Origin of the sequence: Burkholderia ubonensis (assembly GCF_902833085.1) — a bacterium.
Taxonomy (GTDB): Bacteria; Pseudomonadota; Gammaproteobacteria; order Burkholderiales; family Burkholderiaceae; genus Burkholderia; species Burkholderia ubonensis.
Map to the genome: position 1 here is coordinate 550148 of NZ_CADFEB010000004.1, position 11862 is coordinate 562009.

Below are 11862 nucleotides of genomic sequence, written 5' to 3' on the forward strand. Positions count from 1 at the left end.
ATGCTCGACTATTCGGTGCGCGCGAATAATGGAGCGGGGCTTGTGTCGGGGCTTCCACGCGCTCTATCCTGTTCTGTTGGTGATTCGAAGGGGGATAGCATGGACCGTATCCAGGCAATGGAAGTCTTCACCCGCGTGGTCGATGCGAACAGCTTCACGCGCGCGGCGGATACGCTCACGATGCCGCGCGCGTCGGTGACGACGATCATCCAGAATCTCGAGGCGCTGCTCGGCGTGCGCCTCCTGCACCGGACGACGCGCCGGCTGTCGCTGACGCCGGAAGGCGCCGCGTACTACGAGCATTGCGTGAAGATCATCGCGGAGATCGCGGAAGCCGACGCGAGCTTCCAGACCGGCAACCGCAAGCCGAGCGGCGTGCTGCGCGTCCACATGCCGAACGCGATCGGCAGGCGGCTCGTGATTCCCGCGCTGCCGGTGTTCCGCCAGCGCTATCCGGACATCACGCTCGATCTCGGGCTCTCCGACCGGCCGGTCGACCCGATCGAGGAGGGCATCGACTGCATGATCCGCGTCGGGCCGCTCGAGGATTCGTCGATGGTTGCGCGGCGGATCGGGATGCTCAAGCGCGTGACCTGCGCATCGCCCGATTACCTGAAGCGTCACGGCGATCCGCACGAGATTGCCGATCTCGCCGAGCACGTCGCGGTGAATTTCCGCGCGAGCCACGGCGCGCGGCCGATACCGTGGGTGTTCGTGATCGACGGCAAGCCGGTGGAGATCCGGCTGAAGTCGACCGTCACGGTCAACGATTCGGATGCCTACGTGACCTGCGGCCTCGAAGGCTTCGGGATGATTCAGCCGACGCTGTTCATGGTGCTGCCGCATCTTCTCGACGGTTCGCTGCTGGAGGTGCTGCCGGGCTTCAACCCGAAGCCGAAGCCGATTTCGATCGTCTATCCGCACAACCGGCACTTGTCCACGAAGGTGCGCGTGTTCGCCGACTGGATCCAGGAATTGTTCGAGTCGACGCCGTCGATGGAGGGCGGGGAGGATTGGCGGAGCAGTTTGCAGGCGCGTGCGAGCGATGTGAGTCGCGGGTCGGTGGCAGCGTAGGTTCGCGCGCATGCCGGGGAGTACGCGCGACACGCCGGCGAAACTTGCGCCGCGCGTCAGGTTCGGGGGCGCCCACACGGCCCTTGGTGTTCTCCCTCGAACAATTTGAAGAATTGTTAACTTCCAGTGGGAGACATCGTTATTTTTGTATGACAGTTTGATAAAATCGCCCGCAGTCGCCAGCTGTGCATGGCTCCAATCCTCAGCTGGCCATAACGAATCAAACTGAGAGACCGCCGTGAATATCCGAGAGTCATTCCGCAACTTCGTGTCCGGGATCGATACGAATCGGCGGCCCGTCGTGCTGAATTGGGGCAAGGCTCAGCAGGCGCTGGAATCGAAAATCGCGTTGCAGCACGCGAGCATCCACGAAAGCATGATGACCGGCATCACCGGCCATCTGACCTGCATCTCGCAGCGGGGCGATCTGCCTCCGAAGCTTTTCATCGGCGCACCGGTTTCGGTCGGCATCGTCACGGATCGCGGCCAGCTGCACACAATCAACGCAATCGTCAGCGCCGTCCAGATCGGCCGAACCGACGGAGAACTGACCGTCTACCAGTTCACGGTGACCGATGCGGTGAACCTGCTGCACAAGCGCACCAATTCCCGCATCTTCCGCAACGTCAGCGTGGTCGACGTGCTCGAGGTGATCCTCAACGAATGGCGGCAGCGCAGCGTTGCCCTCGCGCAGGCATTCGAGTTCGACCTGTCTCAACTCGACAGGTCCCGCTATCCGAGCCGGTCCTTTGTGCGCCAGGTCAACGAATCGGATGCGCGCTTCATCTCCCGGCTCGTGCGTCGCGACGGCATCACGATGTTCGTGCGTTCGGGGCACACGAGCGGCGAGGCGAAGGACGGCGATCCGCCCGTGCACACGCTGGTGTTCTGCGATGACCCGAAGAAGCTGAGCGAGGGCCCGGCGGGCACGGTGCGCATCCATCCGCGCGATGCCGGAACGGAACAGCGTGACACCATCACGGCGCTGACGATGCGCCAGCAGCTGATTTCGGGTGAATCGGGCCGACCGTCGTGGGACTACCGGTACGCCCGGGTGGACCAGTCGAATGCATCGACGAGGATCGATCAGGGCGAGGCGGGCAACGACCTGTCGAAATTGCTGACGGATATCGTGATCGACGTTCCGCACATGGCCGATTCGTGGACGGACCACGAGCGGATGACGGAAGACCGCATTCTGGCTCACGAAGCGCAGGCGGTTCGCTACGACGGCGTGAGCGGCATTCGGGATCTCGCGGTCGGCTCATGGATCACGATCGCCGGCGACGGCGATTGGAGCACACTCCCGTCCGACCAGCAGCAATTCGTGATCACGTCGCTGCATCACGACGTCTGGAACAACCTGCCCAAGGGATTGAACGAGCGCGCGCAGGCGCTGTTCGCGGCCAGCCACATGCTTCAGCAGCCGCCGTCGCTGAGCGGAGGCGATCCGTCCGGGCAGGATACCCGCTACGAAAACACGTTCTCGTGCGTGCCGCGCGGTACGCCGCTCACGCCGCTTTACGATCCGAAGGCCGATCTCCCGCCGACGCCGCTGATCACCGGGCGCGTGGTTGGGGCCGAGGGAGAGGAAGTCAGCTGCGACGAGAACGGCTGCGTCTTCGTGCAGATTCTGGGTCAGGATTCTGCGGATCACGCGCATGCGCAAGGCGCCGGAACCAACGATAACCAGGGCGACAGCGCGCCGATCCGGGTGGCGTCGAGTCTGGCCGGGCCGAATTTCGGCGAGACGTTTTTGCCCCGGGTGGGCACGGAAGTCCTGCTGGGCAGTCTCGGCGGGGATCCGGATCGCCTGGTCATCATCGGCGTCCTCGCGAACGGCGCGAATATGCCGGCCAGTTTCACGCATACAGGCAGCCTGCCGGGGAATCGCTACCTTTCCGGCATCAAGACGAAGGAAATCAAGGGGCAGCGCTACAACCAGCTTCGCCTTGACGACACGCCGCAGCAAATCAGCGCGCAGCTTGCGTCGGAGCATGCGCATACCCAATTGAATCTCGGCTATCTGACGCAGCCGCGCGACAACGGGCAGGGCGGAGATCGTGGCGAAGGGGCCGAGTTGCGCACGGACGCCGCAGCGGCTTTGCGTGCCGCACAGGGCATGCTGCTGACGACTTATGCGCGCACGCAGGCGAGCGGTGGCCAGCTCGATCGCGACGAGCTCGTCCAGTTGCTCGGCGAGTGCGCGGAGCTGTTCAAGGAGTTGGGCGATTACGCCGGACAGCACGGCGGCAAGGCGACCGACGCGACGGGCCAGCAAGCCGTCGTCACTGCCTTCAAGGGATGGACGCCGGGCGGCGGCGCGTCGGGTGCCGGCCCTGCCCAGATCGCCGGCACGGGCGACGCCCAGGCGCTGATGGCATTCGGCGCGAAGGCCGGCTCCGTCAATATCACGCCGAAGACCCACGTGACGTACGCCGGCGAGAATATCGATCAGATCGCCCAGCAACACCTGCAGCTGGTGAGCGGACAGCGCGTGATCGCGACGGCCGGACAGGGGGTGCACGTGTTCGGTCGCGGAGAGGGCGTGCATGCGATTGCCGGCGAAGGCCCGATGGTGTTGCAGGCGCAACAGGACACGCTGTCGGCGACTGCCCAGAAGGGGATACAGATCATGTCGATCGGCGACGAGGTTCTGATTTCCGGCAAGTCGATCCGACTCGTCGCGGAAGACGGGAGCTACGTGAAAGTCGGCGGCGGCATCGAGGTCGGCTCCGACGGGGCGTTCACTGCGCATACGGCCGGACATGACTTCGTCGGCCCGAACACCGATCACGTTGCCCCGCCGGCTTTCAATCGTGCCGGCGCCGATCAGAAGTTCCGCTTGCGGTATCCCGGCACCGATGGCGATGACGGCACGCATCCGGTCCCGAATCGCCCGTACAGGATCACGCTGCGCAACGGCCAGGTCATCAACGGCACCTCCGATGCACACGGTCTGACGGAGCTGGCGTCCAGCGACGCGATGCATATTGCGCATATCCAGGTTTTCGACGTTTGAGGCAAGCGATCATGTCCGGTACCCCAACCTCATCGCCTCGCGTTGTCGGTGAACGTCAGGCGATTCTCAATTCCAATCGGCCGCAGGATGCGAGCGTCAATACCGACGTTCAGAATCGCTTTCCGTGCACGACGATCCTGATCCATGGCGTCAACGACCTCGGAACCGATTTCGGCACGGTCGAAGGCGGCCTTTGCGAAGGGTTGAACGATCGCCTCGGCCGCACCGACTTCAAGGGGGCCGAGTACTCGCATGGCCGCATGGCGAACGATCGGCGCAAGGTGTCCGTTGCCGACATGATGAAGAACATGGACGACGCGATCTATCGCCGGCAGGAAAGCGAGGACACGAAAAGCCCGTTGATTCCGTTCTATTGGGGGCTGCGCGTCGGGAAGGAAGATTTGCCGAAGGAGCCCAACAAGGAGACCGTCAACGGCCAGTACGTCGACCGGTTCGGCAACCGCCTCGACGAGCACCGGGCGCGCAACGGCGGTTTCTTCGCCAATGCGACCAACAACATCCCGGACATGTTCGACTCGAATTTCAAGGGCGGGCTGGGGACGAAAATTCTCGACTGGAAGCAGGGCGACCCGACGCACCCGCTGCGCGAGGCCGAAAATCGGCATTACATGGTGCTGGCCGCCCGGCGGCTGGCTGCGCTGGTCCGGCAGATCCGGCTGATCGATCCGGATGGGACGGTCAACATCATCGCCCACAGCCAGGGCACGCTGATATCGCTGCTCGCCCAGGCCTATCTCGTCGATGGATTGGTGCCGAACAGCCGCGGCCCGGCCGATCGTCCCGCCGACACATTGGTCCTGATCGACTCGCCCTACAGCCTGAGCGAAGAGTTCATGGATCGGCTGCTGCAACGCGGCGACCTGCAGCAGACCGCCTACGCGCGCGCAAAAACATTGGCGAACCTGGCCGGGCATGTGGCGAGCGGCAAACACGCCACTCCGGCGCTCGACCAATTGAAATACGTTCCAGGGCAGGACAATTTCGGCATCGTCGGCCCTACCTGGGACCCCACGCAAGCGACTCGCCTGGGCGGACCGCAAGGCAACGAAAGCGTGGTGTTCGCCGAGCGAGACAACCGCGGCAAGGTCTATATGTACTTCAGCCCGGAGGATGCGACCGTCGGCCTCCGAGGCGTGAACGGCATGGGCTGTTCCGGCTTGCCGGACGCCATCGACGTGCGCGCCGCGCCGGCGGGCAGCAAGCCGGAAAAGGTCAGCCTGTTGTCGGCGGCCTTTCGGCAGCGTGTCTTTACCCGGCGCCTGCGTGAGGGCAAGCCGGTCCAGGTCGGTACGCCGCCTGGTCCGTTTACGATGCGCGAAGAAGGCGAAACCTCACATGGCCTGCCGGGCGGATTCACGACATGGGCCAAGTCGGCGACGATCTCTGTCGGAACCGAGCGCAATATCAATGGCGAGGCGTTGACGCCTCCGTTCGATCCCGAGATGGAGGGCAATGTGCTGCCCGGAACGGAGAAGACGCCGCTATCGAAAAAGAACCGCGGCCAGCATGCGCCCGGCAAGCAGTCCATCGACCAGCTCGAAGCGGAAATTGCGTTGAGCACCAACAGCGGCGCAGGTGCATTGCAGCAGTTGCCTGCGCAAACCATCGACTGGCCGACGAGCGAGGACGGGAAGCTTCCGGCGCCTGGCGAAGTGGAAGCGTCGCTGAACGCCGGCAAGGAACCGGATGACCAATGCAAGGTAGGCCGCGTGATGTCGACCGTGCCGCCGTCGCCCGGGCAGATCATCGTCTATCGGCAGGAAACGCTCAACGAAGCCAAAGTGCGGCTGATGAACACCCACGAGGCCGAAAGTTCGTATCACTCGGCCGTCATGAGTGGTCGCAGAAACCATCGTGGCGCGACGGCCTTCGATGTGTCCGTCGGCCAGGCGCGCGCGATGGACAATCCCGCATGGGCGGATCTTCTGCGGACTATCGCTGATTGGAGACTGCCGAACAGCGAAATATCGGTTGTCGAGCAGAAGCTCGGAGAAAAACTCGACGCAGTAACGTCTGAAATAGTAGCCGCGAATAGCAGCTACTACAAAAGCGGAGTCTTTCCGTCAGATGATGTCGTGCCCAAGAATTTTCCCGTAGGCGTGGTTAGCGAAACCCGGAAAGATCGAAGCGATGAAAATGTGAAAGAGGCACAGTCGAATACATTTACAAATTAATGCGCAATGATTACGACACCCATCACGCGCCCGTCGGCCGTGCGAATATTCCTGCTTGCACTTGCGATTTTGTCGTTACTGTGGATCGCAGCGTTTGAACTGATCGTTAGAGGCGACAACTCGTTTGGAGGGGATATCGCGATGCTTCGGCGCATGTTTCTGTTGATTTTGCCGCCGCTATTGCTGGCCGCAGGAGTCAGTTTTGCCTATGGTGCGTCGTTGCGCAAGGGTTCGGCGCGTCAGGACGCTGCGGCCGTCTCGCAGGCTGCCGATGCGAACGCGGCCGCAGCGGCCGGGACTGCATCACAGGATCCGCGTTTCACGCTGGAAATTCGACGCCTTGGCGTCACTGTCGATCGCTTTCGTCAACGTGCGCTGCTGATGCGGCTGGATGAGGCCGGCACCAATGGAACTTTGCTGCTGCAAGATCCCAAGGAATACCCGTGGTCGAGTAAGGATCGACGTTTTGCGGGAAACAAGCGTGAAAATAACGTTTTTGGCTATACGTTGCGCGGATGGGTCGATTATTGGCCAATCCCGGTGATAGTGGCCGGTCCGCCGCGAAACGGAAGCAATCCGGATGCTGATCGAATGGCAAGTCGCATCAGTAGCGCAGATAACGGCGCGGGCATCGGAAACGCGCTGTATATACGGCTCGATGAGATCCATACTGCTCACGGCGATGATGTGATTTCCAGAGTATTCGCATTTTTCGACAGGGAGCCGAATTTGCCGGCAGTCGTGTTGCTGGTCGAAGATGGGATCAATACTCGATCCTATTTGGGGACGCCGGGTGCGGACTATCTGGATTTGGCTACGAAAAACGGGAATTTTGTGCCGAAGACTCCGGATAGCTACGTCGCGCTTCTCGTGACGCGCAAGGATCGAGTTGATCGCATGATTCGCCCGTATGTGGTCGATGCCCCGGAAGCAATAGACAACACCAAAACGCAGTATGACGTGATCAAGCTGTGGAATTACTTCTGGCCGCTGCAAAAGGCGTATTGGAAGAAGGGCGAAGAGGAAATGCCGTCGGACTATTGGCACGAGAAGCTGCCGGAGTTCTGGAAGACGGCGTCGCTGAAGATGCCGGACGGTTTCAAGCCGAATCCTTGGGTGCCGATTCCATGGACGACGTGGCAGTTGAAGGAATACGACAAGTGGCCGGTCCTGGCCAATCTGCATCGGCCGGTCCGGGTGGATCTGAGCAACGGGCGCGGCGAGGCGCTGAAGAAGGGCGAGCGGATCGAAAAGATTCGCGCCGGCTGGCAACAGGCGCTCGGCACGCTCGCGCCAGGGGAGCAGCCGGGGCGGATGTTCTACGACACGGGCGCCTCGACCAGCAATCTCGCGCTGCTGGTGCAGTCGCTGCACGACAATCCGCAGCATCTGGATCTGGACGATCCCAAGGACGCGTTCGACATGCAGCGCCGCATCGGGGGCGATACGGGGACGAGCTCGACCTGGGTCCAGACGGCGTTGGCGCTGATGATGGGCTACGGCGACGGCAAGACGAGCGCATTGATCAACCTGCGGGATCCGCTGCACGGCACGATCGTCATGCTGACACCGCCGGACGCGGCGTCGCGGCAGGCGCATCCGCAGACGTTCAGCTGGGATTTCTAGCGCGTGTCCGGGGCAAGACGCTATGGGTCAAAAGCGATACATCGTCGAAGGTGACGTTCACAGCCACGGCGGGCGCGTGGTGTCCGGTGCGCCGAACTCTCGGATCGAAGGGCGCGCGATTGCCCGCTTGCACGATCCCGCAATCTGCGAGATTCACGGCCTGACCTTCATCGCGCAGGTGTCGGGCAATGCACGTTTCGACGGGCAGGCCGCCGCGTGCGACGGCGACTTGCTGGCATGCGGAGCGCGCCTGATCGCAAGCCAGAATCAAACAGGCGGTTGATGGAAGAATGGCACGGCGCATCCGCCGTGCCGATGGAGCCCCGCGAGACATTCGTCGCCCGGCTTGGGGCGGCGACGCTCAGATGATGAATTCCATCGACTTCGTGCCGCATTGCGCGTCCGGCAACGGTTCGCCGCGCTGCGCGGCCGCCAGCAACCGGCCGATCGCAACGTGGACCACGTCGGCGCGCACGCTCGATGGCGTGAAGCCGGCCGCGTTGTCGAGCCCCTCACGGTGCGCGCGCATGATCCGCACATCCTGCTGGATCACCGAATGCGTGTAGAGGTGCAGCAGCGGTTTCAGCGCACGCAGCAAGGCGACCGGCAACGCGAAACGATACGCAATGTACGTGTAGACGCGCGAGCGGCGTGCATCGAGCGGCGTGATCTGACTGATGATCAGGAAGCTCGAGCGGCCGCCCCAGTGATAGTCGCAACGCGTGACGTTCGGTGCAAGGAAATGGTCGGTATGCCGGAGCGGTTCCTTTCCCGGATTGGTCAGCCAGTCGAGCATGCCGATCTTGTCGCCGTCGTCGTGATAAGTTACCTCGACGCTCTGCCGCTTGAGCGCCACGGTCGCCCGTAGCCGTCGCCCGCTCGCCGAACGGAAGATCCGGTCGTGCACGAATACCGTATGCGGAACGTCCATGAAATTCTCGACCAGCGCGCCGAGATCGCCGTCGAACGTATTGACCATGTAGTACGACTGCCACGGCCGCTCGCCATAGTGGGGCATGTCGAACGGCTGCTTCAGGGCCGGGTCGCCTCGTCCGCGGTAGACCCAGACGAGCCCGTGCCGCGTCAGCACCGGCAGCGTGCGCTGGCGATACGGATAGGCGGCGTCCGTCGGTGGCCCGCTTGCGCCGTCGATGCTCGGAATCCGCGTAACGCTGCCGTGCCGGTCGTAATGCCAGCCGTGATACGGGCACACGAGGCAGTCGTCGGCGATCCGTCCTGCCGACAGCCTGGTGCCGCGATGCACGCATTGATCGACGAGCGCGACGATCTCGCCGTCTGATGCCCGGAACAGCACGATGCCAAGGCCGAGCAAGCGTGTGCCCAATGGCTTGTCTCGCTTCACCTCTGCTTCGGTGCACGCGACATACCAATGCTCGGCCAGCGCGCCGAATGCTTCGGCCTCGGCGTCGGGCGCCGACCCGCGGCAAGGATCGCGTGTCGTTGCGATGGATACGTTCAGCATGACCACTCGTCCTCGATGAATGCGCGCAGCGCGTCCGCGACCGCGACCCGGCCGATCAGCGCGCGCGGCTTGACGTCGCCGGCCCGGATGCCCGCATGCTCGTGCGCGCGCTGAACCAGATCGGCCAGATGCGCGGCGCCGCCCGGTACGCGTGCCGCGCGCAGAGGGCCGAGTTGCCCCAGCGCGCGCGCGTGCCGGTAGTGAAACGCGCGTGCGAGGGCCTGTTCGAGCGCATCGCGCACGCCGGCGACGTCTCGCGCATCGCTTGCGAGCACCAGCATGTAATGTGGCGGATCGGTATCCGCGCACGGAATCACGCACCCCTCGTCGCCGGGCCGCAGCGCCTCCGAGAGGGAAGCGGCCAGACAGGCTTCGTCCAGCTTTTCGCCGACGAGATCGCTCTGCGCGCCGGTCCGCCCGACGAATACGACGCGTGGCGTCCGCCCCGCATATCCCGTCACGCGCACCCGGTCGCCGAGCCGGTAGCGATACAGGCCGCCTCCCGTCGTCACGATCACCTCGGCGGTGTCGCCCGGCTTCAATCCCTCGACGCCCACGACGGAACCGTCGTCGAGCAGGAACTCCAGATAGTGGCTGCGGATCGCGAGCGGGCAGCCGGCATCGTTGCCGAACGGCAGGCTGACCACCGCCTCGGTCGAGAACAAGCCTTTCGGGAGCCACGCGGCCTGCGGGAACAAGGTGCGCGCATGCGCTGCATAGCGCCCGCTCGGGCCATCCATCCAGCAACTCAGCGCGGCGAGCCGCGGCCACAGCGGGCCGCAGTTGCCGTCGTCGAGCGCGCGCCGCAGCGCTGCCGCGCGCGCCGACGGCAGTGCGTCGAACAGGAACGCGAGCGTGTCGCTGCGCCGCGGTTCGGTTTCGTCGAACAGTGGACGAAGCAGGCTGGTCAGGAAGGTCGGACTCCATACGCTGATGAACGCGAGATCGTCGGCGGCGATCAGCGCGCGCAGGGTCTCGTTGCGCCATGCATCACGGTCGCCCGACAGCGATGGCGCGACGAGCGTCGGCAGCAGGCCGACGAGCGGACTGCCCGCCAGGTAATCGAGATCGCTCTCCGAGCCGATCATGATGCCGTTGGCGGCACGCTCGCGCGGCTGCATCGGCGGCGACATCGACCAGTACGCGCGTCCGGCGGCGACGCCCGGCACCTCGCGGTACAGATCGGCGAGCCAGACGACCAGCGCGGACTGCAGCTCGTCGAGAAACGCGGGCGTGTATGGAATCAGCTTCTGCCGTTCGCTGCTGCCGCTCGTGCGTTCGAAGAAGCGCGGCGGCTGGGCGGTCAGGATCGGGCCGGATTCGCGGAGCGCACGATCGATCCACGGACGCATGCCGGCATACGTCGTCGCGGGCACGCGTTCGCGAAACTGCGCCGGGTCCGCGATGTCGGCGAATCCGTTCGCGACGCCGAGCGCCGTGTTCCGGTTCGCGGCAAGCAGGCGCGCGAGATAGGCCGCCTGCGTGTCGGCCGGTGCGTCGAGCGCGGCCAGCCACGCGTCGCGGAACGGCTCGGCGGAAGTGGCGAAGGCGGCCCACGCATCCTGTGCACGCACGTGCGTCCCCCTGTCAGAAATAGGTCTTGTCGAGCTGCGTCAGATCGCTCGGCAAGCGGCGCGGCGGCTCGAACACATGCAGCCAGCCGTACCACAGCGGCCGCGTTTCGCCCGGATCGGAACGCGCATGCAGTTCCTGCCAGCGCAGGCTCGGATGCCGGTGATGCGTGAGGTTGTAGTTGAAGTTGAGGAATGCCCAGCGAACCAGCGTGGGCGCACGCATGTTGTAGGTGCCTTCGACCACGTCGAGCGGGGTATGCATGTGATAGACCCACTGCAGCGACGACCATGAAAACGCGAATGCGAGATAGGCAATCGCGATGTCGAGCGACCTCCAGTCCAGCAGGATGCCGAGCGCGGCCCACGTGGCCGCGCCCGCGATGACTTCGTAACGGATTCGCCGGAACCCGGCCGTATCGAAGTCCCGGAACGCAGCCGCATACGTGTTGTCGCGCCCGTACTTCGCCCAGCCGGACGGGATGCGGATGGGGAGCACGGCCAGGACGACGCTGCCGACGAGGCTCGCGAACCAGATGCCGCCGACGATCGCCGCGTAGTATTCGATTCGCTTGCGCCACAGCGACGCGTCCGGATCGACGAAATCCACCCGCTCCGCAAGCGTCCGGTTGCGTACGTGGTGACCGAGATGATTCACGTGGATGAGCGTTGCCGCCGCGCCGAACATCGTCGACGCCCACCACATCATCAGGTAGTTGATCGTCCCGCGCCGATGGCCGAAACCGTGGAACGTCTCGTGCATCATCGAGAACACACCCTGCATGATCAGGCAGAACGGCGCGAGCGCCAGCCATCTGAGCGGGCTGCTGCCGTGGGACAGCCACGTCAGGATGCCGGCCCATGCAACGCTCTGCAATGCGAGCACGCACA

Annotated in this window: 8 protein-coding genes; 5 read left to right on the top strand and 3 right to left on the bottom strand. The window is 64.0% G+C overall.

Annotation, left to right across the window (positions count from 1 at the left end):
• The first annotated feature begins 99 nt into the window (after positions 1-99).
• The 5 genes from HWX31_RS13790 to HWX31_RS13810 all read left to right on the top strand — a co-directional run bounded on the left by HWX31_RS13790 (position 100) and on the right by HWX31_RS13810 (position 8200).
• Entirely contained in the window at positions 100-1074 is a 975-nt protein-coding gene (locus HWX31_RS13790; protein ID WP_174963749.1) for a LysR family transcriptional regulator, read from the top strand.
• Positions 1075-1312: 238 nt separating this feature from the next.
• On the top strand, positions 1313-4096 hold the full coding sequence (locus tag HWX31_RS13795) for a type VI secretion system Vgr family protein (RefSeq protein ID WP_174963750.1): 2784 nt from the start codon (positions 1313-1315) through the stop codon (positions 4094-4096).
• Positions 4097-4107: 11 nt separating this feature from the next.
• Positions 4108-6291 carry a T6SS effector phospholipase Tle3 domain-containing protein gene (locus HWX31_RS13800; protein ID WP_174963751.1) on the top strand — a complete coding sequence of 728 codons (2184 nt, stop codon included), beginning with the start codon at positions 4108-4110 and terminating at the stop codon, positions 6289-6291.
• Between the two features lie 6 nt (positions 6292-6297).
• Positions 6298-7917, top strand: a complete 1620-nt coding sequence (locus HWX31_RS13805; RefSeq protein ID WP_080400403.1) for a type VI lipase adapter Tla3 domain-containing protein — start codon at positions 6298-6300, stop codon at positions 7915-7917.
• Between the two features lie 22 nt (positions 7918-7939).
• Positions 7940-8200, top strand: coding sequence for a PAAR domain-containing protein (locus HWX31_RS13810; protein WP_174963752.1), 261 nt, complete (start codon positions 7940-7942; stop codon positions 8198-8200).
• A 78-nt stretch (positions 8201-8278) separates the two neighbouring features.
• Here HWX31_RS13810 and HWX31_RS13815 read toward each other — a convergent pair whose 3' ends face one another.
• The 3 genes from HWX31_RS13815 to HWX31_RS13825 are packed head-to-tail and all read right to left on the bottom strand — an operon-like array spanning position 8279 to position 11857.
• The gene (locus tag HWX31_RS13815) at positions 8279-9400 is read right to left on the bottom strand and encodes an aromatic ring-hydroxylating oxygenase subunit alpha (protein ID WP_174963753.1); all 1122 of its coding nucleotides are present in this window, start codon (positions 9398-9400) and stop codon (positions 8279-8281) included.
• Positions 9394-10974, bottom strand: coding sequence for a GH3 family acyl-acid amido synthetase (locus HWX31_RS13820; protein WP_174963754.1), 1581 nt, complete (start codon positions 10972-10974; stop codon positions 9394-9396). Before HWX31_RS13820 ends, HWX31_RS13815 begins: the two co-directional genes overlap by 7 nt.
• Before the next feature lie 13 nt (positions 10975-10987).
• Positions 10988-11857, bottom strand: coding sequence for a fatty acid desaturase family protein (locus HWX31_RS13825; RefSeq protein WP_244143742.1), 870 nt, complete (start codon positions 11855-11857; stop codon positions 10988-10990).
• Positions 11858-11862: the final 5 nt, after the last annotated feature.

Bases quoted from the DNA above. Each gene is read 5' to 3' on its own strand.
- HWX31_RS13790 (WP_174963749.1), top strand. From the start codon at position 100: ATGGACCGTATCCAGGCAATGGAAGTCTTCACCCGCGTGGTCGATGCG.
- HWX31_RS13800 (WP_174963751.1), top strand. From the start codon at position 4,108: ATGTCCGGTACCCCAACCTCATCGCCTCGCGTTGTCGGTGAACGTCAG.
- HWX31_RS13805 (WP_080400403.1), top strand. From the start codon at position 6,298: ATGATTACGACACCCATCACGCGCCCGTCGGCCGTGCGAATATTCCTG.
- HWX31_RS13810 (WP_174963752.1), top strand. From the start codon at position 7,940: ATGGGTCAAAAGCGATACATCGTCGAAGGTGACGTTCACAGCCACGGC.
- HWX31_RS13815 (WP_174963753.1), bottom strand. From the start codon at position 9,400: ATGCTGAACGTATCCATCGCAACGACACGCGATCCTTGCCGCGGGTCG.